19 protein-coding genes are annotated in these 21,529 nt (G+C 61.1%); 12 read left to right on the plus strand and 7 right to left on the minus strand.

Annotated elements, in window-relative coordinates; genetic code table 11:
- Positions 1 to 68 precede the first annotated feature (68 nt).
- The 3 genes from M1E04_RS06550 to M1E04_RS06560 all read left to right on the plus strand — a co-directional run bounded on the left by M1E04_RS06550 (position 69) and on the right by M1E04_RS06560 (position 1,856).
- On the plus strand, positions 69 to 635 hold the full coding sequence (locus M1E04_RS06550; protein ID WP_456292589.1) for a GNAT family N-acetyltransferase: 567 nt from the start codon (positions 69 to 71) through the stop codon (positions 633 to 635).
- Positions 636 to 865: 230 nt separating this feature from the next.
- Positions 866 to 1,360: a hypothetical protein gene (locus M1E04_RS06555; protein ID WP_456292590.1), complete on the plus strand. Its 495-nt coding sequence runs from the start codon at positions 866 to 868 to the stop codon at positions 1,358 to 1,360.
- 58 nt (positions 1,361 to 1,418) lie between these two features.
- A complete protein-coding gene (locus M1E04_RS06560; RefSeq protein WP_456292591.1) occupies positions 1,419 to 1,856 on the plus strand; it encodes a nucleoside deaminase in 438 nt (145 codons plus the stop codon).
- 370 nt (positions 1,857 to 2,226) lie between these two features.
- On the opposite strand, the gene M1E04_RS06565 is transcribed toward M1E04_RS06560, so the two are convergent.
- Both M1E04_RS06565 and M1E04_RS06570 read right to left on the minus strand, forming a co-directional pair.
- Positions 2,227 to 2,829: a LysE family translocator gene (locus M1E04_RS06565; RefSeq protein ID WP_065992724.1), complete on the minus strand. Its 603-nt coding sequence runs from the start codon at positions 2,827 to 2,829 to the stop codon at positions 2,227 to 2,229.
- A gap of 54 nt (positions 2,830 to 2,883) precedes the next feature.
- Positions 2,884 to 3,720, minus strand: coding sequence for an AraC family ligand binding domain-containing protein (locus M1E04_RS06570; RefSeq protein WP_456292592.1), 837 nt, complete (start codon positions 3,718 to 3,720; stop codon positions 2,884 to 2,886).
- Positions 3,721 to 3,979: 259 nt separating this feature from the next.
- Here M1E04_RS06570 and M1E04_RS06575 point away from each other — a divergent pair, with 259 nt between their 5' ends.
- The 6 genes from M1E04_RS06575 (at position 3,980) to M1E04_RS06600 (ending at position 11,266) form a co-directional block, all read left to right on the plus strand.
- Complete coding sequence (locus tag M1E04_RS06575) at positions 3,980 to 4,321, plus strand: hypothetical protein (RefSeq protein ID WP_456292593.1); 342 nt, start codon at positions 3,980 to 3,982, stop codon at positions 4,319 to 4,321.
- A 41-nt stretch (positions 4,322 to 4,362) separates the two neighbouring features.
- The gene (locus tag M1E04_RS06580) at positions 4,363 to 5,544 is read left to right on the plus strand and encodes a PQQ-dependent sugar dehydrogenase (RefSeq protein ID WP_456292594.1); all 1,182 of its coding nucleotides are present in this window, start codon (positions 4,363 to 4,365) and stop codon (positions 5,542 to 5,544) included.
- 538 nt (positions 5,545 to 6,082) lie between these two features.
- Positions 6,083 to 8,254, plus strand: a complete 2,172-nt coding sequence (locus M1E04_RS06585; RefSeq protein WP_456292595.1) for a TonB-dependent siderophore receptor — start codon at positions 6,083 to 6,085, stop codon at positions 8,252 to 8,254.
- 115 nt (positions 8,255 to 8,369) lie between these two features.
- Positions 8,370 to 9,689 carry an MFS transporter gene (locus M1E04_RS06590; RefSeq protein WP_456292596.1) on the plus strand — a complete coding sequence of 440 codons (1,320 nt, stop codon included), beginning with the start codon at positions 8,370 to 8,372 and terminating at the stop codon, positions 9,687 to 9,689.
- Positions 9,690 to 10,083: 394 nt separating this feature from the next.
- Positions 10,084 to 10,356 carry a LuxR C-terminal-related transcriptional regulator gene (locus tag M1E04_RS06595; protein WP_065992746.1) on the plus strand — a complete coding sequence of 91 codons (273 nt, stop codon included), beginning with the start codon at positions 10,084 to 10,086 and terminating at the stop codon, positions 10,354 to 10,356.
- 190 nt (positions 10,357 to 10,546) lie between these two features.
- A complete protein-coding gene (locus M1E04_RS06600; protein WP_456292597.1) occupies positions 10,547 to 11,266 on the plus strand; it encodes a hypothetical protein in 720 nt (239 codons plus the stop codon).
- A gap of 32 nt (positions 11,267 to 11,298) precedes the next feature.
- On the opposite strand, the gene M1E04_RS06605 is transcribed toward M1E04_RS06600, so the two are convergent.
- Entirely contained in the window at positions 11,299 to 12,378 is a 1,080-nt protein-coding gene (locus M1E04_RS06605; RefSeq protein WP_456292598.1) for a diguanylate cyclase, read from the minus strand.
- A 302-nt stretch (positions 12,379 to 12,680) separates the two neighbouring features.
- Between M1E04_RS06605 and M1E04_RS06610 the strand changes: the two genes are divergently transcribed.
- Positions 12,681 to 13,316, plus strand: a complete 636-nt coding sequence (locus tag M1E04_RS06610) for a LysE family translocator (RefSeq protein WP_456292599.1) — start codon at positions 12,681 to 12,683, stop codon at positions 13,314 to 13,316.
- 104 nt (positions 13,317 to 13,420) lie between these two features.
- Complete coding sequence (locus tag M1E04_RS06615; RefSeq protein ID WP_456292600.1) at positions 13,421 to 14,590, plus strand: hypothetical protein; 1,170 nt, start codon at positions 13,421 to 13,423, stop codon at positions 14,588 to 14,590.
- Positions 14,591 to 14,684: 94 nt separating this feature from the next.
- Here M1E04_RS06615 and M1E04_RS06620 read toward each other — a convergent pair whose 3' ends face one another.
- Positions 14,685 to 15,269 (minus strand): DcrB/PsbP domain-containing protein, encoded by a 585-nt coding sequence (locus tag M1E04_RS06620; RefSeq protein ID WP_369319747.1) that lies wholly within the window; start codon positions 15,267 to 15,269, stop codon positions 14,685 to 14,687.
- Between the two features lie 960 nt (positions 15,270 to 16,229).
- Here M1E04_RS06620 and M1E04_RS06625 point away from each other — a divergent pair.
- Positions 16,230 to 17,906 (plus strand): NAD-dependent malic enzyme, encoded by a 1,677-nt coding sequence (locus tag M1E04_RS06625; protein ID WP_456292601.1) that lies wholly within the window; start codon positions 16,230 to 16,232, stop codon positions 17,904 to 17,906.
- 64 nt (positions 17,907 to 17,970) lie between these two features.
- On the opposite strand, the gene M1E04_RS06630 is transcribed toward M1E04_RS06625, so the two are convergent.
- The 3 genes from M1E04_RS06630 to M1E04_RS06640 form a co-directional block, all read right to left on the minus strand.
- A complete protein-coding gene (locus tag M1E04_RS06630) occupies positions 17,971 to 18,735 on the minus strand; it encodes a 2-keto-4-pentenoate hydratase (RefSeq protein ID WP_456292602.1) in 765 nt (254 codons plus the stop codon).
- Between the two features lie 90 nt (positions 18,736 to 18,825).
- Positions 18,826 to 20,124 carry an MFS transporter gene (locus M1E04_RS06635; RefSeq protein ID WP_456292603.1) on the minus strand — a complete coding sequence of 433 codons (1,299 nt, stop codon included), beginning with the start codon at positions 20,122 to 20,124 and terminating at the stop codon, positions 18,826 to 18,828.
- 101 nt (positions 20,125 to 20,225) lie between these two features.
- The gene (locus tag M1E04_RS06640) at positions 20,226 to 21,437 is read right to left on the minus strand and encodes a pyridoxal-phosphate-dependent aminotransferase family protein (RefSeq protein WP_456292604.1); all 1,212 of its coding nucleotides are present in this window, start codon (positions 21,435 to 21,437) and stop codon (positions 20,226 to 20,228) included.
- Positions 21,438 to 21,529 lie beyond the last annotated feature (92 nt).

Raw genomic sequence — 21,529 nt, forward strand, 5'->3', positions numbered from 1 at the left:
TCAAGCTGTGGGCAAGCGGGCTGCCGCTTGTCCCACAGGCAACCCTGTTCATGCACGAGTCACGCTTCATGAACCCTTTATGCCTTCCCCTTCATACCGAACGCCTGATCCTGCGCGAACTCACCCCTGACGACACCCCGGCGCTGGCGCAGATTCTGGGCGATGCCGAGGTAATGCGTCATTCGGTGGCGGGCGTGTTGTCGGAAAAGGCGACAGGTGAGTTCATCGACTGGTGCCGGATTTCCTACCGTGAGCGCGGCTTCGGTCCGTGGGCGGTGGTGGAAAAATCCACCTCAACCCTGGCCGGCTTCTGCGGTCTCAATGCCGAGCGGTTCGATGGGAAGGACGAGATCGAGATCGGCTATCGGCTCGCCACCGGGTTCTGGGGGAAAGGCCTGGGCACTGAAGCGGCGCGCAGCGCTCTGGCTTATGGTTTTGAAGAACTGCAGGTGCCGTCGCTGATCGCTATCGTTCAACCGGCCAATTTCGCGTCGGTGAAGGTGATTCAGAAGCTCGGGTTCGGCGGGTTCGTTCACAGCCAGTATCATCGACAGGGCGTGAGAATTTACCGCATGACCGCGCAGCAATGGGCGCTGGGTCGTGCAGTAGAATCACAAGATACGCAATTCCCGTAGGGCCGGCTTTAGCCGGGAAGGCGTCAGGCGTTTCAATGCAGAACTCACGGCGTGCGCGCTGGCCTCATCCCGGCTAAAGCCGGTCCCACAAGGTATGCATCGTTCGGCCAGAGATCGCTCACCGATGGATATCTCGCCCCTCAACTGTTAGCGTCCAGCAGACAATCAAAGCGTTGATCACCGATAAAAAGTCGCCGGGAGAGGACATGGGATATTGCAGATCGACAGCAATGACGATGATGAAGGCGTCACTCGGGCTGACTTTAGTGGGGGTGATGGCCCTGCAGAGCGTGGCATTGGCCGGCGAAACCGCCCCCGCACCCGTGGCCGGGGATTCCGCGCTGACCTTCGTGCAGGAGCGGCATCTGGGCGAAAGCCTGGGCTGGCTGGGTTATCAGGTCGCGTCCCATACCGTGACCTTCGCCACGATCGTCGAGACCGTCGGCCGTACAAAGGCCCAGGAAATCGTGCAGGACGAACTGCAAAGCCTGCAGCCGCAGTATCAGCAGGAATGGGACCGAAACCTCGCGGCCGCCTACGCCGCATCCTTCAGCCCTGAAGAGCTGAAGGCACTGGACGCCGCAGACCCGGCGCCGGACGTCGCCAACACATTCCGCAACAAGCAGCGCGATGTTGGCGCTGACATGAAGGACCGCTCCAGCGAGCTGCTCAAGGTTTACGTGTCCACCGCGCTGGACAACGCATTGAAAAAAGCCAAGCCTTGAGCGCGCGTTTTTATGAAGCGTTTTTCGATCATCCCCGTCACGAAGGAAAGGAGAGACCATGGACCCGTTCATGCAAGCGGCCATTGATGAAGCGCAGAAGGGCCTGGAGGAAGGCGGTATCCCGATCGGCTCGGTCATCGTCCACGACGGCAAGATCATCGGCCGTGGCCACAATCGTCGCGTCCAGGAAGGCAGCGCCATCAAGCACGGCGAGATGGACGCCTTCGAAAACGCCGGTCGCCAGCCCGCCCGCGTTTATCGCGAAGCCACGCTTTACACGACCCTGTCGCCCTGCGCGATGTGCAGTGGCGCGATCCTGCTGTACGGCATCCGCAAAATCATCGTCGGCGAACACGAGACGTTCATGGGTGAGGAGGAATTGCTCAAGTCCCGTGGCGTGGACGTGAATGTGCTGCACGACAAGACGTGCGTCGGACTGATGAAGCAGTTCATCGCGGACAAGCCCGAGCTGTGGAATGAGGACATTGGGGAGTAAGTCAGCGGTACTTCCACGGGATTGATATTCGACTCAAATAACTCGGCAAGTCTGCCGGGCCTTTGAGGCCACTCAAGTCGTCGTCTCGCCGCGCTGTCACGCAGCAAACACCGTCTCGGTGGGAGTGAGCTTGCACGAAGAGGCCGTGTTCCAGCGTCAGGTACAGAACCTGTGGGAGTCAGCTTGCTGACGAATGCGGTGGGGCAGGCGAGAGAGATAGCGCAGGCAGACCGCCTTCGCGAGCAAGCTCGCTCCCACGGTTCGTGCATCGGCAGGCACATTCGCGCCGTTGCATCGACGATGACCGAAGCGTGCCGCCGAGTCCCATATCAGCAGATCCATCAGCTACACCCAGTGTTCCTTTCACCCTTCACACCACCAACGTTAACCACGCCGATACCAGCAACAGCACCGCCATCGCCTGATTGAAGCGCTTCATGCTCTGCGCCGAGCGGCAGAATGTCGCGGCGCTGACGCCCAGCCAGGCCCAGGCGCTCATGCACGGGATCGACACCAGGAAGAACGCCAGCGACAGCCATATCACCCGCAGCATGCGATCGGCGTCGGTGCCGGCGAACACGCTGACCACGGCCAGCGCCATCATCCAGGTTTTCGGGTTCACCAACTGCAGGCTCGCCGCGCCCCACAGGCCCAGGGTCGGGCCGCTGCGGCGTTGCGTCGGGTCGATCGCTTCGGCGGGCGCGCTGAAAATCTGCCACGCCAGCCAGGTCATCCAGGCGATGCCGCCCCATGACATGAGCGTCTGTACTTGCCGATGACGCGCCAGCACATCGCCCAGCCCGGTGCCGACCATCAGCACCAGCAACGCCGCACCGGCGCAGGCCCCTAGGACAATCGGCAGCGTGCGGAGCAGGCCGTAGCGCGAGCTGTTGGTCAGTACCAGAATGTTCGTCGGGCCGGGTGTGATGGACGCGACGAAAGCGAACAGCAGAAAGGGCAGGAGGGTTTGCATAAGGCCACTCGGCGGTCATTGGTCGTGGAGCAATGATCGGCGCGCTGTGGGCGGTCAGTCTGGAACAATTGAGCAGCGTCGGCGGTAGTCCGCCGGGGTCATGCGATAGGCGCGCTGGAACCAGCGGCCCAGATGGCTCTGATCCGCGAAACCCAGGGCAGCCGCGACGCTGACAGGCGCCTCGCCCCGGGCCAGCAGACGGCGGGCGCGGGTCAGGCGCAGCTGGATCAGGTAGGCATGGGGCGCCAGGCCGAACGCGGCCTTGAACGCGCGGCTCAGGCGGAAACGATCGACGCCGGTCACCTGCGCCAGATCGTCCAGGCCAATGTCCTGCTGCAAATGGCTGTGCAGATAGTCACGCGCTCGCTGGGCCACCAGCGGCAGGCGGGGATCGGGGTCGACCAAGGTGCGCCAGCGCAAGTGGCTGGTCAGGTTGGCCAGCAGGTGGTCCAGTGCGGTCTGGCGCACGATGCGCAGTTCGTCGTGGTGCATCGCTTCGAAGGCGTCGGCCGTCGCGATGGCGAGGCGCGGGTCTTCCGCCAGCGTTGCCGCGAAGCTGAGCTGGGCGTTGTCCGGCGCTTCTTCAAACTGCGCGCGTAACTCCCGGTCCAGCCAGCGCGGGTCCAGGTACAACGTGCGGTAGGTAAAGCCGCCCGCTTCCGGGGCCGTGCCGTCGTGGATGTCGCCCGGCTCGAGCAGGAACACTTTTCCCGGCGTGCTGTTGTGCTGCTGCCGACGGCAATTGAATTGCTGCAGACCCTGTTCGGTGATGCCCACCAGATAACTGTCGTGCCAGTGGGGATCGTAGGCATGGCCCTCGAAATGCGCGCGCACTGTCTCGATGCCGGACGTGGCGTCCTGCTTGAGCTCGATCCAGTTGCGGTCGGACATCGCGGGGCCTCGGAAGGGGTAGCGGGTTTGGGTAGGCGGTCAAGCTTGAGTACGTTACCGCGCCGCTTACGGCAGGTCTGGAAGAATCGTGCAGCGGACGACGAATTGTCGGCGCATGGGACGGTCCGGCGGGTCGGCGACTATTCTTGTTACAAAGCGAAAGGTCCTACACGTTGCTCATCCACCGTGACAGCGCGAACCTACGCGCTCGATCGCCATCAAAGACCGGAATCGTTACCCATCCCACAGAAGGTAAATGATGAACAGTTTTCCGCGACGCCTCGCCGTCGTCTTGCTCGGCGCACTATTGTCCGCCGGGCTGGCGCAGGCCGATGATCACACCGCGCACTCGCCGCCGCTTCTGGCGTCTGCCGCTTACCCGAGCCGCTCGATCAACGTTCCCGATAACGGCGCCGTGCGCCGTGCCAATCCCAACAGTGGTCAGGGCACCGAGTCCATCGCGCCACGTGTCGGTGGCCCGAATCTCGGACCGACGCAGCCACGTCCGCCCACCCTTGAAAACGGTGGCATCGGCAACGGTTATCCGACCCGGCAGCAACCCGCCCGGCCTTCCGGCGATACCGAACGCCGCAGTAACTGAAATCACTGCCAGCCTCTCTTCCATTTCAGAAGGAACCGCCTATGTTGCGCGCCACCCCTTTTTACAAGCTCGCCCTCCGCAAGACATTGCTGGCGACCTTATGCGCCTCCGCATTATTGGGCCTCTCCGTGCAGGCCACTGCTGCGACCTATCAGAGCGAGGCTGGCACGCTGACCGTCGATGAGGTCGTCGGCGGGTTGCAGCATCCCTGGGCGGTGGCGTTTCTGCCGAACTCCCAAGGAATGTTGGTCACCGAGCGTACGGGCAATCTGCGTCGGGTGATGCCTGACGGCAAGCTGTCGGCGCCGATCTCCGGCGTGCCGAAGGTCTGGGTGCAAGGGCAGGGCGGTTTGCTGGACGTCGAGCTGTCTCCGGATTTCGCCAAGGACCGCATGGTGTACCTGACATACTCCGAGGCCGCGAGCGACGGAAAAACCGGCGGTACGGCGGCGGGGCGCGCAAGGCTCTCTGAGGACATGACCAAGCTGGAAGGCTTCACGCGTATTTTCCAGCAGCAGCCGAAACTGTCGGTGGGCAACCACTTCGGCTCGCGCATTGTCTTTGATCGCGACGGCTACATGTTCATCGCCCTGGGCGAAAACAACGAACGGGCCACGGCTCAGGACCTCGACAAGCTTCAGGGCAAGGTCGTGCGCCTGTACCCCGACGGCACCGTGCCCAAGGACAACCCCTTTGTCGGCCAGAAAAACGTTCGGCCGGAAATCTGGAGCTACGGTCACCGCAATCAACAGGGCGCCGCACTCAATCCCTGGACCGGCACGCTGTGGACCAACGAGCACGGCCCGCGTGGAGGCGACGAAATCAACATCATCGAACGCGCCGGCAATTATGGCTGGCCCATCTCGACCTTCGGCATCGACTACAGCGGCGAGCCTATTTCCGAGTCTAGGGGCAAGGTAGTGGAGGGCGTGAAAAACCCCTTCCACGTGTGGGAGAAGTCCCCAGGCATCAGCGGCATGGCGTTCTACGACTCAAGCACGTTCAAGGCGTGGGACCACAACGTCTTCATTGGCGCGCTGGCATCGGAGGAGCTGATCCGTCTGGAGCTCAAGGAAGACAAGGTGGTGCACGAAGAGCGTTTGCTCGGCGAGCTCAAGTCCCGCATTCGCGACGTGCGACAGGGGCCGGATGGGTACGTGTATGTGCTGACGGACGAGGACAACGGGAAGTTGTTGAAGGTCGGGTTGAAGGTGGAGCAATAGCCCTACCTTGAAATTATCGCCCAAGCGCCTGATTAACTGCATCTAGTAGGACCCCCTTAAGCCTGGAAGGGGCTGGTACATCCGACGCAGTTGCTTCGCCACTGCCGCAGTCTTCCCGGCTGAAGCCGGTCCTACAAAAGCTCGTTCTTCAACATCGCGATGTCGGCCAGAAAGGGACTGTAGGACCGGCTTCAGCCGGGAAGCGGCCGGTAAATTCGACGCATCTCTCTCATCAGTGCCGCAGTCTTCCCGGCTGAAGCCGGTCCTACAAAAGCTCGTCTCATTCGAAATTGCTATGTCGGCCAGAAAGGGACTGTAGGACCGGCTTCAGCCGGGAAGCGGCCGGTAAATTCGACGCATCTCTCTCATCAGTGCCGCAGTCTTCCCGGCTGAAGCCGGTCATACAAAAGTCACCTGCACACCGAATTCCACACCAATCCCGGTTGTAAAAATTCCGCGCAGAACGTAAAAGAGGCGCCGCCGAACTGGCCTGTGTTTCTCGTTGCCCGACTGTCCCTCTCCAGGAATTCAACCGCCGATGATCACCTCGTCCCGTCCCGCTGCCGGCTTCACCCGTCGGCTGTTGCCGTTGAGTATCGCTTTCGCTTCGCCATGGCTGGCGGCCCAGGAAGCCGAGCCGGTGACCCTGGATGCACTGCGCGTGACGGGGGAGCAGGAGTCGATTTATCAGGCGAGTGGCGCGTCGGTTGGCGGTTTCAGTGAAGCGCCGCTGCGCGACACGCCGGCGTCGATATCGGTGTTTACCGCCGAGCGGCTGAAGGACCAGCAGGCCAAGCTGCTCAGCGATGTTTTGCGCAACGACGCGTCGGTGGGCGACAGCTATGCACCGGTGGGCTATTACGAGAATTTCGTCGTGCGCGGTTTCTCGCTCAACGCGGCCAACAGCTACCGCATCAACGGGCGGAGCATCACCGGCGAGCAGAACGTGGCGCTGGAAAACAAGGAACAGGTCGAGCTGCTCAAGGGGCTCTCGGGCCTGCAGAGCGGCGTGTCGGAGCCGGCGGGCGTGATCAATTACCAGACCAAACGCCCGGAAGACGTGCGCTCGGTGACGGTCTCGACCAACGAGCACGGCGAGCGCTACATCGCCACGGACGTCGGCGGCTGGTTCGGCAGCGAGAAGCAATTCGGCCTGCGCGCCAACGTTGCCCACGAGGACATCCGCTCCTACGTCGAGCACGCCAATGGTCAGCGGGATTTCGCCTCCCTCGCATTTGACTGGAACATCAACGACCAATCCACCCTGCAGCTCGACGTCGAATACCAGACCAAAGAACAGCGCTCGGTGCCGGGCTATCAACTGCTGGGCGGCACCGCGCTGCCCCACGACGCTTCGCCGCGCAAACTGCTGGGCTATCAAAACGGCTCGAACCCGGTGGGCATCGACTCGCTGAACATGAACGGCCGCTACGAATACCGCCTCAGCGACGACTGGAAAGCCAGCCTCAGCGCTTCACGCAGCCGCGTGGTCATCGACGATTACAGCGCTTTCGCCTACGGCTGCTATTACCAGAGCGACTGCCCTGCCGAGCCGTTGACCGGGCACTTCACGCCCAGCGGCGGTTACGACATCTACGATTTCCGCAGCCCGGACGACACGCGACGCAACGATGAAGTCGAAGCGTCCATGACCGGCCTGTTCGACACCGGCTGGCTCAAGCATGAGCTGACCTTCGGCAGCAGCGCGTTCCGGCGCACGGTCGACACCCGGCCGTATTTCAGCGAATACGTCGGCTCCGGCAATATCCACGAGACGCCAGACACCTTCGCGCCGTCGGACCTGTCCGTGGGCCACACCGAACGGCGCCTGGACAGCCGCCAGTACGGGCTCTTCGCCACCGACCGCATCCGTTTCAACGAGCATTGGCAGACGGTCATCGGCGGGCGTGAGGTGAAGCTCGATGAAAAGGCCTACAACGAGGACGGCAGCGACAACCGTCATACCGAGCGCTCGATCTTTCTGCCCCAGGCCGCGCTCATCTACAAGCCGATCGACAACGTTTCGCTGTACACGAGCTACAGCAAAGGGCTTTCTCTGGGCGGCACGGCATCGGTGTTCGACAGCAATGTCGGGGAAATCCTCGCGCCGACGATCTCACGTCAACTGGAAGCCGGGGTCAAATACGACTGGCGCCGCATGAGCTTCACCGCTGCCGTATTCCAGACCCGCCAGGCGTATCAGTATTCGAAACCCAGCGACGACGGCAGCCTGACCTTCGTCCAGCAGGGCCAGCAGAAAAACACCGGCGTCGAGCTGAGCGCCAATGGTTACGTGACCTCGCAGTTGCAGATGTCGGCCAGCGTCGCGGCCATTCGCGCGCGGGTTGAAGACAGCGGCACCGCGGCTTACGAAGATCATCAGGCAATCAACGTGCCCAAATTCCGCGGGAGCCTGTCAGCCGATTACGCACTGCCGATTCAGGGGCTGGCGTTGCTTGGCGGCGTGCAATACAGCGCCAGCAAATACGCCAACCGCGAAGGCTCGGTGAAAGTCGATGACTACGCAGTGTTCAACGCGGGCAGTCGCTACAGCACGAAAATCGAGGGCTACGACACGGTCTTGCGCCTGACCGTGGATAACCTCTTCGACAAGCGCTACTGGCGCGACGCGGGCGAATACCTGGGGGACGATTACCTGTTCCTCGGCGCACCGCGTACGGCGCGGGTGTCGGCGACGGTGAATTTTTAAATCAGCTGCTGAAACGCGTCAGCCGTCAGCGATCCGCCCGCAGGCCGTCAGCTTTGTTATCCTGCGCGCCTTTGTCGCACCCGCGTGCGTTTCAACCTGTGATTTGGGGTCTTTCATGACAGCCATTCTTCGACCACGGCCACAACCCATCAGCCGGGGAGACTACAAAACCCTGGGTCTGGCGGCACTGGGCGGGGCGCTGGAAATCTACGATTTCATCATTTTCGTATTTTTCGCGCTGACGCTCAGTCAGCTGTTCTTTCCGCCGGAAATGCCCGAGTGGCTGCGCCTGCTGCAAAGCTTCGGCATCTTTGTCACCGGCTACCTGGCGCGCCCGCTGGGCGGGATTCTGATGGCGCACTTCGCCGACAAACTGGGTCGCAAGCGGGTGTTCAGCCTCAGTATCCTGATGATGGCGCTGCCGTGTCTGCTGATCGGTGTGATGCCGACCTATGCCGACATCGGCTACTGGGCCCCGTTGATCCTGCTGGCGCTGCGCATCCTTCAGGGCGCAGCCGTCGGCGGGGAAGTGCCAAGCGCCTGGGTGTTCGTCGCCGAGCACGCACCGAAGGGCCATCGCGGTTATGCGTTGGGCGTTTTGCAGGCCGGGCTGACCTTCGGCTACCTCATCGGTGCACTGACGGCGACCTGGCTGGCGAAGGTCTTCAGCCACGCGGAAATTCTCGATTACGCCTGGCGCATCCCGTTTCTGCTGGGCGGGGTCTTCGGCGTTATCGGCGTGTGGCTGCGCCGCTGGCTCAGCGAAACCCCGGTGTTCATGGCGATGCACGCCCAGCGCGAGGGCATGACTGAGCTGCCGCTGCGCGCCGTCCTGCGTGAACATCGGCAATCTCTGCTGCCGGCTGCGTTACTGACCTGCGTGCTGACGTCCGCCGTCGTGACGCTGGTGGTCATCACGCCTACGGTGATGCAGCAGCGCTTCGGCATGGCCCCCAGCGACACGTTCGCCCTCAGCAGCGTGGGTATCGTCTTTCTCAATATCGGCTGCGTGCTGGCCGGCATGCTGGTCGACCGAATCGGCGCCTGGCGCGGGGTGGTGCTTTACAGCCTGTTGCTGCCCGTCGGCGTCGGCGTGCTCTACGCAAGTCTGGTCAGTCACTGGCTGCCATTGAGCCTCGCTTACGCGGTGGCCGGGCTGGCCTGCGGCATTGTCGGCGTCGTGCCTTCGGTCATGGTCGGACTGTTTCCGGCGAACATTCGCGTCTCCGGCATCTCATTGACCTACAACATCAGCTACGCCCTGTGGGCAAGCACCACGCCGCTGGCGCTGATCGCCTTGATGCCCTGGAGCCCGTGGGTGTGCGTCGGTTACTGCGTGATCATGGGTGCGGTCGGTCTGGTGACGGCCATGTTCTTTGGCCTGCGCAAGGGCATGCAGGTCGATGATCCGCGGGTGGTACAGGCTGGAAACTGACAGGGCAGCGGGCGTCGCAATGGCGCCCCTTGTCGACATGAGGGTGCGGATTTCAAATCCGTGCCATTTCAAACGAGATTGATCCGCTGATTTGTAACAGATGATTGTAATTATCATTTGCAGCGTTTATTGTCCCCCGTCTATACAACTCACCCGCTGTTATATAACCACATGGCTCTGCATTGGGTCGTGCGTGGATCAATTGTCTGCTGGTTCAGTGGGGATGTTTCGCCAATATTTGTAGGAAACTTTACTTATCATTGTTCGGTTATTAACCGGGCTTGACTGTGCACATTCTCTAACCGTTAGAGATTTAAAAATCAATAAGAACACTATTACGGCCATGGCTGAGTTACCGCCAGGGTCGGCACGTCGCGGAGACTGTTGAGGGCCAATGATAGAAGAACAACGCAAACGTAGACCATTGAAAAAAACCACCCCCAGAGAGCAGGAAGTCCTTCAGCTGGTGCTTCAGGGGCACACCAACAAAGCGATCGCCCAGCGGCTGGGGATCAGTGATTACACGGCCCGCGACCATGTGTCGGCCTTGCTCAGGAAGAACGAAGTCAGCAATCGGGCGCAGCTCATCGCTCTACACGTTTCGGCAGCGCGCAAGAAAAAACTGGCACCACCCCTACATCTGACGGATTGTTCCGTCGAGCGGTAAGTGCATAATTAACCCGATTTAATCACTGAACTTTTAAAGCTGTCTTCGGCCTTTGCTTTGCCGCGATGACGCTGGCGTCGTAATAAGTGGTCTTTTGAGTGATGACCCTGTTTTCGCCACTTCGATGTGTCCCCACGAAGTGTTCGCGATGATGCACCCACAATAACGATCAATAATAAGGATGAAATCGATGACCCTTCAAATCGCAACGTCTGAGCCCTTGAAGCAACCGTGCATCGATGCAGACTTTAATGTGGACGCGTCAAGCGCGTTTCAGCAATTGGTCGATGAGCAAAGCCAACTGTCCCGAGACGAGTTGAGCGAGCTGCACAAGCAATGGCTCGGGCCCCACGGGGTGTTTGCCACCTTCAGCGCTGAGGTCGAACGACTGGGGCGTCAGGCCCCCGCGCTGGATGATCTTTCCAGCCTGGGCAGCGCGGAGCGGATGAACGAAGCTGAACGGGCGGTAGCGTTCGCGCTGGCGCAGAGCAATCGCCGGCGCGCGACCAACAACCCCTTTGGCTCACGTTCGCGTCAGGACCTGTGTTGCGTGGTGTTCGACGAGACCGGCGCGTACACCCTGGCGGAGCGTTACGCCGCGTACGAAGCCATGCGCCAGAGCGACTCGGATTTCTTCATCAAACTGATCGCCACCACTCGCGGCGTCACCGAACGGCGCATCGTCTTCCACGGTTTGCTGGAACATTACGACCGCCTGCTGCCGATCGAAAAAAGCATCTACCCCGAGGCCTACCGCGAGGTGCAGCAAACGCATCTGGATCGGGAAGAAGGGTTGTACGGGCCGCTTATGCTGGGCGACAGCCTGCAGAACCTGCTGACGCAAATGACACCTCTTGAGCTGCTCAAGCAGATTAAGGCACCGACCGACGCCATGGCCTGCAGCGAATAGCGAGTCTTCAAGAGATCAACAACGCTGCCGACTCACCCCAACGCCGCACCCTCGCGCGCGCGCACGTCGCTGGATGGCTGCGCCGGAGTGACACGATTGCGCCCGGCGCTTTTTGCGTCATACAGCGCCATGTCGGCTTCGTGCAGCCACATGGCGGCGTCGGTCTGGTGCGCGCCGTAGGCCGCGACGCCGATGCTCAGGCTCAGCTTGAGATCGGGGAGGGCCGAGTGGGCGTGGTCATGAACCGTACGCCGCAGGCGTTCGAGTATTTCGGTGGCCTGGGCCAGGGTGGTGTCGGGGAAGATGACGCAGAACTCGTCGCCGCCGTAACGGCCTGCCATATCGGTCTGTCGCAGGCTGGCGGACAGCGCGTTGCTCAGTTGCTTGAGCACGTTGTCGCCGGTGATGTGGCCGTAGGTGTCGTTGATGGTCTTGAAGTGGTCGATGTCAATCAGCGCCACGCTGTGCTGGCGGTTGAGCTTCTGGCATTTCTCGAACTCCAGCGTCAGTCGATCCTTCCACGCGCCGTGGTTCATGAGCCCTGTAAGGCTGTCGGTGGCGCTGAGTTTTTCCAGCGTCTTCTTGCTTTTCGAGAGTTGCACCGCGACCTGATAACAGACCAGCCCGATGGCCATCGGGTAGATCACCAGCATGGGTAGGCAGGCGAATAGCTGCAGCTGAGAGACGTGGGGGAACAGCGCCGGCAGGAAAATCTTGTACGACACCAGGGCGCCCGCGATTTGCGCCAGCGAACCCAACATAAACAGCCGTAAACCACCGGCCGCGATGTTATTCATCGCCATCATCGACAGCACCGTCACGGTGGGAAGCGGGCTGATCCCCATGGCGCCCGCCCAGAAACCGCCGCCCAGCGAGTCGTAGATCAGGTTGCGGCGCTCGGCGGCATAAGGCTGAGGTGAACGCTTGGCGAGCAGAAAAGCCATGTGCGGCCAGCCATAACCGTGGGCGATCATGGCGATCCACACCCAGGTCGGTGGGTGAGAAGGGTACAGCGCTGCAGCCACCGCGAAGAACCCAATGCCCAGGCCGATGCTGCGCGGCAAGTACATGCGTCTGGCGTAGGAGAGACCTTTTTGGACCGGAGTGTTCATAGCGCTCTACTGGGTAATAACGCAGCATCCCGACAGCCACATCGGTCACGACCAACGCTCCGAGTGTCCCCCGCCGACGGGGTACTGGGAAGAGCATTTAGCCACTATTGGACAAATAATTTACACCGTGCGCCGTCGGAGGGTGCGCGGGTGCAGGTGCCGTTGGGATAAGTGACGGCCCCCGTCTGTCATGGCGTGTTTTCCGGCCATCTGTGTATAGACGGTTCTACGGAGGTTGGCTGAAATATGCCTGCCATTCGGCACGGCCCGGATGCATTCGATCACGCCGGCAGGAGCCTCTGATGCCCGAACTCTCAAACCTCATCGCTTTTTCCCTGATCGCCCTCGGCATGGTGCTGACACCAGGGCCGAATATGATTTACGTCATTTCGCGATCCATCTCACAAGGACGCAAGGCGGGACTGATCTCCCTCGGCGGCGTGGCGGTGGGCTTTATCTTCTACATGCTGTGCGCGGCGTTCGGCATCACCGGGTTGGTGATGGCAGTTCCTTATGCCTACGACACGCTGCGCATGGCCGGTGCCGTGTATTTGCTGTACCTCGCCTGGCAGGCCGTGAAACCGGGCGGTCGCTCGCCGTTTCAAGTGAAGGATTTGCCCAAGGACAGCAACCGGCAGTTGTTCCTGATGGGCCTGATGACCAACTTGTTCAATCCCAAGGTGGCGGTGCTTTACCTGTCGCTGCTGCCGCAATTCATCACCGTCGGCGACGGCACTGGCGTGCTCAGCCAGTCGCTGATCCTGGGCAGCGCGCAGATTGTGGTCAGCCTGAGCGTCAACGCCATGGTTGCTATGGCGGCGGGCTCCATCGCCATGCTTCTGACCCAGAAGCCCGGTTGGGCGGCGGTGCAGCGCTGGCTGATGGGCACGGTGTTGTTCGGGTTCGCGGTGCGGATGGCGGTTGAGGGCAAGCGGTGAGGGCGCCGTCAGGCTTTGAGAAATCACGGCTGGCCCTTGCCAGACGCTCCGCGATTCGGGAGATTACTGGCCCCACTCGTTAGCATCATCACAAGGGACGTCTGATGCCTGTTTCTCTCTCCGTTTTGCGTATCACCTGCCTCGCCGCGCTGGTCGCGCCATTCACGCTGCACGCCGAGAATGCGGTCCATGTGCTGACAGGCACCCTGGGAAAATCGCCCATCGTCGTCGAGCTGGATCTCACCAGCCCGGAAGACGTGACGGGTCGCTATTTCTACGAGAAGTACCACAAGGATCTGCCGCTGTCCGGCACCTCAAAAGGGAATGATCTGACGCTGACCGAAGGCCTGAGCTACGACGATGAGGCCAGGTTGCCGAAGCTGGTCCTTCATAAAAATCCGGACGCGAGCTGGACCGGGGACTGGAGCAGCAAGGGCAAGTCCTACAAGGTGCAACTGGCCGAACGCGCTGTCACCGCGCCAGAAGCTTCCGCCGAATCGGGTTGGCAGGACATCTACAAGCAGTCGGCTTACGACTACCTGCGGCTCACGCACCTGCCGCTCAAGTCGGATAAAACAGCTACGTTTATGGGCCATTCGCTGCAGTGGTGGGTCGAGCCGGAATCGGGCGTCTCGATGTTTGAAATCACATCGGGTTATTCGCCCGAGCAGGCTGCACCAATCAATCAGCAGCTGCGCTCCCGCCTGTGGCAAGAGGTTGTCAGCTATCACCAGTGCATGCTCAATGCGAGTCGCAACGGCGGCGACTTTGCCCAGACGGTCACGCCGCGCTTGCTTTCGCCCGGCATCGTGAGCCTGAGCGTCTTCACCGATTACGATTGCGGCGGCGCGCACCCTGATTTTGGCGACTCGCCGCTCAACCTCGATGCCCGCACGGGTAACGCCTTAACGCTGGAAGATGTGGTTTGGGTCGGCAAGGGCGCGCCGTTTCACTACGAACGTGATGAGGAAGGTGGCACGAGTTTCGACACGTATTCCGACTACCGCAGCAAAGCCTTCGCCCCTTGGCTCGTTGACCAGTTGAAAGCGGCGCACCCTGCAGACATGGTGAAGCCTGCTACCGAAGACGACTGCGACTACGCCGACCCGTCGGTCTGGGAATTTCCGTCGTGGTATTTCACTGCAAAAGGCATCGTTTTCGGTCCGTCTTTCGCACGTGTTGCGCGCGCGTGTGAAGGTCCGGAATGGTCGGTCCTGCCTTACAGCGTCATCAAGGCGCATCCGGGCGGGAGCGAACTGACGCTGCCCAAGTAACTCAGCCTCTGTTGTTGTGTACCCGCATCTGACGACGGGGGGGCTGGAATCGCTGCTTTTTCGGCTGCAATCGCTGCCCAAAAAGCCGCACTCCTCATTTCCCGCCGGTCACGCCCTTCACCACGTCGGCGTGGGCCTTGGCATCCTTCGCCAGGGAGATGACGTTGACCATTGCCGTGCGTTTACCGTAGGCCGCCGTAATCGTCGTACTCAACACTCGGCCGCCGTCTACGCTGCCTGAGATATCAAGCTGACGCATGCCGAGGCCTTTTCGTACGATCTTCTTCTCGCCCAGCTTTTTGAAGTCCTTGTAGCTGGACTGCTGCTGTTGCAGCGTGTCGGCGATGATGCCGTCGAGGATTGGCTTGTCGTTGGCGCCGACCTTCTGGTCATTGGGCAACGGCGCTTCGGTGATGATCACCACGCGCTTGGCCGGCTTGTTCATGTACAGCGAGCCGGTCACGCCCGCGGCCCTGGCCTTGGCGTCGATCTCTTCCATCGGGCCTTTGACATAGTCCTTCGGCAGGGTGAAGGCGAATTTGCCGCCGAGCATCGCGACTTTTTGCCCAGAAGGTTTCGGCGCGGGTTTGGTTTTGGACGCCGCCTGCGCGCCGACCATGCCCAGGCATGAGGCTAAAGCGGTGCAGACCAGCAGGGTTCTTAAACTGAACAAGCGCATTCCGACCACTCCTGGGGATGATTCCTACAAAGATCCGGCATTTTGCCTGAGGGTGATGGCAGGTTGATAGTCATGTGGGCGATGGTGTCAGCGGGACTCGCTAATGCCAGTCCTACGGGATGATCGCAGTGTATCTGTAGGACCGGCTTCAGCCGGGAAGAGGCCGTTATGTACAACACAAGATTTGCAGCGTGACACCCGACGCCTTCCCGGCTAAAGCCGGTCCCACAGGGTATGCGGCGTGAGCCAATTTCCTGGGTGTACGCGGTGTCTAATAGGAACGGCTTCAGCCGGGAAGAGGCCGGTATGTACAACACAAGATTCGCAGCGAGACGCCTGACGCTTTCCCTGTACAACACAAGATTTGCAGCGCGACGCCTGACGCCTTCCCGGCTAAAGCCGGTCCCACAGGGTATGCGGCGCGAGCCAGTTTCCTGGCTGTACGCGGTGTTTAGTAGGACCGGCTTAAGCCGGGAAGAGGCCGGTATGTACAACACAAGATTCGCAGCGAGACGCCTGACGCTTTCCCGGCTGAAGCCAGTCCCACAGGGTATGCGGCGCGAGCCAGTTTCCTGGGTGTACGCGGTGTTTAGTAGGACCGGCTTCAGCCGGGAAGAGGCCAGGATGTACAACACAAGATTTGCAGCGCGACGCCTGACGCTTTCCCTAAACAACACAAGATTTGCAGCGTGACACCCGACGCTTTCCCGGCTAAAGCCAGTCCTACGGGGTACGCGGTGTTTAGTGGGACCGGCTTCAGCCGGGAAGAGGCCGGTATGTACAACACAAGATTTGCAGCGAGACACCCGACGCTTTCCCGGCTAAAGCCGGTCCTACTGGATGATCGCGGTCCTACCAGGCCATATGCAGGTCCGATGAATTGTGAGCGCCCTCCACGGTTGGCTTTCCGTGCCAAAGGTGTACATTGAATTCAAAATACAATAAGCACAGGAGACAGACATGACCCATGCCACTGATCGCACCTTGCAAGTCCCTTTCGCCGGTCCCACGTTGTTGGGCACTCCACTGCTGAACAAAGGCACCGCCTTCAGCCTCGACGAGCGTGAAGCCCTGGCCCTGCAAGGCCTGCTCCCCGAACGCGTCGAAACCATCGAACAACAGGCGAGCCGCGCCTATCACCAGTACCAGGCCTGCGCGACCGACCTGGACAAACACATCCTCCTGCGCTCGATCCAGGACTCCAACGAAACACTTTTCTACCGCGTCGTCGACGACCACCTCGACGAGATGCTACCGATCATCTACACCCCCACCGTGGGAAAGGTCTGCCAGGAATTTTCCCGCATCTACCGCAGCCATCGCGGCCTGTTCATCAGCATCGCCGACAAGGACCGCATCGACGAAATCCTCAACAACGTCACCAAAGACAACGTCAAAGTCATCGTCGTCAGCGACTGCGAGCGCATTCTCGGCCTTGGTGATCAGGGCGTCGGCGGCATGGGCATCCCCATCGGCAAGTTGTCGTTGTACACGGCGTGCGGTGGCATCAGCCCGGCCTACACGCTGCCGGTGGTGCTCGACGTCGGCACCAACAACCCGGCGCTGCTGGCGGATCCGCTGTACTTCGGCCGTGGCCAGGAGCGTGTTCGCGGCGCTGAATATGATGCCTTCGTGCAGGCATTCGTGGAGGGCGTGCAGCGCCGTTGGCCGGAAGCCATTCTGCAGTTCGAAGACTTCGCGCTGACCAATGCCATGCCCTTGCTCGCGCGCTTCCGCGATCAACTCTGCTGCTTCAACGATGACATCCAAGGCACTGCCGCCGTCACCGTCGGCACCTTGCTGGCCGCCTGCAAGATGAAGGGCCAGCGCTTGTCCGATCAGACCGTCGCCTTTGTCGGCGCCGGATCCGCGGGTTGTGGGATCGCCGAGCAGATCATCGCCGCCATGCAGCTTGAAGGCTTGTCCGAAGACCAGGCGCGCAGCCAGGTGTATCTGCTCAACAGCAAAGGGCTGCTGACCGATCGCCAGCCGGGCCTCTACGATTTCCAACAGCGCCTGGCCCACTCCAGCGATTCCCTCAACGACTGGGCGTTCAGCGCCCACTGGCCCTCGCTGCTTGAGGTGGTCAGCAACGCCAAACCCACCGTGCTGATCGGCGTGTCGGGCAAGGCCGGACTGTTCACCCAGCAGATCGTCGAGACCATGCACAGCCATTGCCCGCAGCCGATCATCATGCCGCTGTCCAACCCGACCTCGCAGATCGAAGCGCACCCCAAGGACATCCTGCAATGGACCGACGGGCAGGCGTTGGTGGCCACGGGCAGTCCGTTTTTACCCATTGAGGTGCTGGGCAAAACCTTTCCCATCGCGCAGTGCAATAACTCCTACATCTTCCCCGGTATCGGCCTCGGCGCCATCGCCAGCAAGGCGACCCGCGTCACCGACGGCATGCTGATGGCGTCGGCCCAGGCGCTGGCTGAGTGCGCAGCGGCAGGGCAGATGTTGCCGTCGCTTCGGGATGTTCAGGCCGTCAGCAAACGCATCGCGTTTGCCGTCGGCATGGTGGCCCAGCGCGACAGTGTGGCGCCACCGCAATCGGAAGATGAACTGTCAGCGGCCATCGAGAAAGACTTCTGGCAGCCCGTTTACCGCTCGTACGTTCGCCGCCCTGACTAAAACCGTCGCATACAAAAAGAACCCGCCAGCTCGGCGGGTTTTTTTATGGCAGCGAGGTAAAGCGTCAGGCCAGCGTCAATGAAACCGGCGGCAACCCTTCGATCTGCCCCAACACCTCAGCCATGCCCTGGGCGAAGTGCATGCCGGTGTATGAACCCGTCGTGATCACCAGGTCCTTGGACAACGGCAGTCCATTCAGGGTGTGATGGTTGACCAGCCACGGCAATAGCCGGCGCGGGTCGCCTGCCGGATTGCCGACTTTTGACGGCACGATGCTCTCGCCATTCACCGTGAAGGTCAGCGTCGGTGCAACAAAGGGAAACGACCCGTCGTAGGGTACGAAATCACCCACCACCAGGGCGCCGTGGTTAAGCAGATCGGCCAGTTGCGTCAGCGGCTCGATCTTGGGCCACGCCGCAAACCGGCTGGAAACCACCTCGACGGACGCCGCCATTTCGCCGATGCCGGCCATGACCTCCTCGTCGCTGTACGCCTCATCCCGTGGGCTGAAGTCGCGGTTTAAGCGGAAGGCAATTTCCAGCTCCAGACCCACCGGCGGATAGACGCTGCGGTCCAGTGTGCCAGTCGACGGGAACAGGCAGTCGCGGGGCAGGGGCGACCCCTGAATCGGCCCGTCCGTGGACTTCGAACCGATCTTCCAGCCGCCTGCTTCAACCCCACGCAAGCGCAGGATTTTCTGCTGCGTGAGGTACGCCGCGTCGCGTTCGGACGGGGTCAGCTCGAAATCCAGCTCGCCCAACAGGTCATGCTTGTTCTGCGCATCGACGATCAGCTGCGCCAGGCGCGAAGGTTGGGTGTCAGTGTCCAAAAGCGTTCTCCATTGAAGTGGCTCGATTGCAGGTGCCGGGCTGAAGCTTTATGGGTCAAGCACCGCCCGAAGGCGGCTCCCGGTGTCGCTTTATTTACTGACCACCGGAGCAGGTTCCGCACTCGGCGTCAGCGGCGCAACCGGCTGTCCGTAGTCAAACTTGTTCTGCGGCTTCATGCGGAATGACAGCACGACGCCAATCGCCAGCAGAATAATGCTGACCAGAAACGGCAGCTGCCAGTTGCCGAATTTGTCGATCAACAGACCGGCGGCCACCGGGCTGACGATGGCGGCCATGGCCGATCCGGTGTTCATCATGCCGCTGGCGGTGCCGCAATGGTCGGGCGCGATGTCCATCGGAATCGCCCACATCGGGCCGATCGTCATCTCGGAGAAGAAAAACCCGATCGCCAGGCAGGCCAGGGAAATGTGCATGTCCTTGGTGAACATCAACGGCACCAGCGACAGCAGCGTCAGGCCCAGGCACACGGCGACCATCAGGCTGCGCGCCTTGTTCAGGTCCTTGGTGCGCGCATAAATGCGGTCACTGACGATGCCGCCCAGGGTGTCGCCGACCACGCCGCCGAAGAACACCGTCGACGCGAAAATCGCCGTGCCCTTCAAATCCAGACCCATGTTCATGAAGTACATCGGCACCCAACTGAGCAGCAGCCACAGCGTCCAGCCGTAGCAGAAGTAAACGATCGTGACCGGGGCCATGCGCTTGAACAGGCGACCCCATGGCAGCACGACGCTGGATTTCACTTTTGGCGGCGGCAGGGTGTCCAGTTCCTGCTTGGAGATGCGCGGGTGGTCTTTCGGGTGCTCGGTGAACACCGCCATCCACAAGATGACCCAGACAAAGCTGGTGGCCGCGCAGACATAAAATGATTCACGCCAGCCGTAGGTGGCCATCACCGCGATCATCGCTGCCGGCGCCAATGCGTTGCCGAGACGGGCGAAGGCGTGGGTGATGCCTTGGGCGAAGCCGCGCTTTTCCTTGGGGATCCAGCGGGACATTGCCGCCGTGGCTGCGGGGAACGTAGCGCCCTCACCGAGGCCGAGGAGGATCCGCGCGACGATCAGCGAAACAAAGCCGCCAGCCAGGCCGGTCAACACCGTGGCGCTGGCCCAGATCAGCCCGCACACCACCAGCGTGCGCTTGGCGCCGAATCGGTCGCTGACCCAGCCGCCGATGATTTGAAAGATGAGGTAGGGGTACGCGAAGGCCGAGAAGACGATGCCGATCTCGGTTTTGCTCAGGTTGAATTCTTTACCGAAACCGACCGCGGCGGTGCTGACATTGACGCGGTCCAGGTAGGTAATGAAATACATGGCGCACAGCATGAACAGCACCACCGTGGTGGGGCGCAGACGTAAAAACTTCATGTGCTATCTCCAGTTTCTTATTGTGTTCGCTGACAACGCGATGATTCGGGATAGTGAGATGTGTCAAAAACGCTGCGGGCGTGCCGCAGCCAGGTGTGGCATTAGTCGCGTCGCAGCGGCACCGATTGCCCTCCCAGGTAATCCATGGCGGCCAGCACGCCGCTGGACTGAAGTTTTACGCCGGCCATCTGCAGGCCCATTTCGCAGCCGGTCAGGGTGGCCATCAGCATCAGATCGTTACAGTCGCCCAAGTGACCGATGCGGAACATGCGGCCTTTCATCTTGCCCAGGCCGGTGCCGAGGGACATGTCGAAGCGCTCGTAAATGGTCTTGCGCAGCTGGTCGGCGTCGATGCCTTCAGGCGTCATCACGCCGGTGAGCACGGGGCTGTAAACGCTCGGGTCGGCGCACTGGATTTCCAGGCCCCAGGCGGTTACCGCGGTGCGGCACGCCTTCGCCAGACGGTTGTGACGGATGAACACGTTGTCCAAGCCTTCGCCGAGGATCATGTCCAGCGCTTCGGACAAGCCGTAGAGCAAGTTGGTGTTCGGCGTGTAGGGCCAGTAACCGGTCTTGTTCATCTCGATGATCTCGTCCCACGCCCAGAAACTGCGGGGCAAACCGGCGCGTTTGCTGGCCTCGATGGCTTTCGGCGACAGGGCGTTGAAGCTGATGCCCGGCGGAAGCATCAGGCCCTTCTGCGAGCCGGAGACAGTCACGTCCACGCCCCATTCGTCATGACGATAATCGGCGGAGGCCAGGCCAGAGATGGTGTCTACCAGCAGCAGGGCAGGGTGGCCCGCCGCATCAATGGCCTTGCGCACGGACGCGATGTCCGAGGTCACGCCGGTGCTGGTCTCGTTGTGCACGACGCACACGGCCTTGATGCGATGCCCGCCGTCAGCGCGCAGGTGGTCTTCGATCATTTGCGCATCGACGCCACCGCGCCAGCCTTCAATGCCGGGCCGACCGATGAACTGCGGCCTGAGGCCTAGACTCAGTGCCATCTTCTGCCAGAGAGTGGCGAAATGGCCGGTCTCGAACATCAACACTTCGTCACCCGAACTCAGGGTGTTGCACAGCGCCGCTTCCCAGGCACCGGTGCCCGACGCCGGATAAATCACCACCGGATGTAGGGTTTTGAAGATCTGCTTGATGCCTTCCAGCACCTTGAGCCCCAGCTCGCCGAACTCCGGGCCGCGGTGGTCAATAGTGGGGTAACTCATCGCGCGAAGGATGCGATCCGGAACCGGACTAGGCCCCGGAATCTGAAGGAAGTGGCGACCGGCAGGGTGGAAATCGAGCTTCAGCATCGGTGACTCCTGGTTTTTTATAGTTTTGTATTTTGAATTCAAAATTAACCTAGCACAGGGCGATGCTGTGTCAAACGGCCTAATTACGCTAA

Source organism: Pseudomonas sp. AK106, from assembly GCF_053903055.1.

What these genes read in the sequence shown, in the direction of transcription:
- M1E04_RS06550 (WP_456292589.1), top strand. Translation starts at nt 69, where the DNA reads ATGAACCCTTTATGCCTTCCCCTTCATACCGAACGCCTGATCCTGCGC.
- M1E04_RS06555 (WP_456292590.1), top strand. Translation starts at nt 866, where the DNA reads ATGACGATGATGAAGGCGTCACTCGGGCTGACTTTAGTGGGGGTGATG.
- M1E04_RS06560 (WP_456292591.1), top strand. Translation starts at nt 1,419, where the DNA reads ATGGACCCGTTCATGCAAGCGGCCATTGATGAAGCGCAGAAGGGCCTG.
- M1E04_RS06565 (WP_065992724.1), bottom strand. Translation starts at nt 2,829, where the DNA reads ATGCAAACCCTCCTGCCCTTTCTGCTGTTCGCTTTCGTCGCGTCCATC.
- M1E04_RS06570 (WP_456292592.1), bottom strand. Translation starts at nt 3,720, where the DNA reads ATGTCCGACCGCAACTGGATCGAGCTCAAGCAGGACGCCACGTCCGGC.
- M1E04_RS06575 (WP_456292593.1), top strand. Translation starts at nt 3,980, where the DNA reads ATGAACAGTTTTCCGCGACGCCTCGCCGTCGTCTTGCTCGGCGCACTA.
- M1E04_RS06580 (WP_456292594.1), top strand. Translation starts at nt 4,363, where the DNA reads ATGTTGCGCGCCACCCCTTTTTACAAGCTCGCCCTCCGCAAGACATTG.
- M1E04_RS06585 (WP_456292595.1), top strand. Translation starts at nt 6,083, where the DNA reads ATGATCACCTCGTCCCGTCCCGCTGCCGGCTTCACCCGTCGGCTGTTG.
- M1E04_RS06590 (WP_456292596.1), top strand. Translation starts at nt 8,370, where the DNA reads ATGACAGCCATTCTTCGACCACGGCCACAACCCATCAGCCGGGGAGAC.
- M1E04_RS06595 (WP_065992746.1), top strand. Translation starts at nt 10,084, where the DNA reads ATGATAGAAGAACAACGCAAACGTAGACCATTGAAAAAAACCACCCCC.
- M1E04_RS06600 (WP_456292597.1), top strand. Translation starts at nt 10,547, where the DNA reads ATGACCCTTCAAATCGCAACGTCTGAGCCCTTGAAGCAACCGTGCATC.
- M1E04_RS06605 (WP_456292598.1), bottom strand. Translation starts at nt 12,378, where the DNA reads ATGAACACTCCGGTCCAAAAAGGTCTCTCCTACGCCAGACGCATGTAC.
- M1E04_RS06610 (WP_456292599.1), top strand. Translation starts at nt 12,681, where the DNA reads ATGCCCGAACTCTCAAACCTCATCGCTTTTTCCCTGATCGCCCTCGGC.
- M1E04_RS06615 (WP_456292600.1), top strand. Translation starts at nt 13,421, where the DNA reads ATGCCTGTTTCTCTCTCCGTTTTGCGTATCACCTGCCTCGCCGCGCTG.
- M1E04_RS06620 (WP_369319747.1), bottom strand. Translation starts at nt 15,269, where the DNA reads ATGCGCTTGTTCAGTTTAAGAACCCTGCTGGTCTGCACCGCTTTAGCC.
- M1E04_RS06625 (WP_456292601.1), top strand. Translation starts at nt 16,230, where the DNA reads ATGACCCATGCCACTGATCGCACCTTGCAAGTCCCTTTCGCCGGTCCC.
- M1E04_RS06635 (WP_456292603.1), bottom strand. Translation starts at nt 20,124, where the DNA reads ATGAAGTTTTTACGTCTGCGCCCCACCACGGTGGTGCTGTTCATGCTG.
- M1E04_RS06640 (WP_456292604.1), bottom strand. Translation starts at nt 21,437, where the DNA reads ATGCTGAAGCTCGATTTCCACCCTGCCGGTCGCCACTTCCTTCAGATT.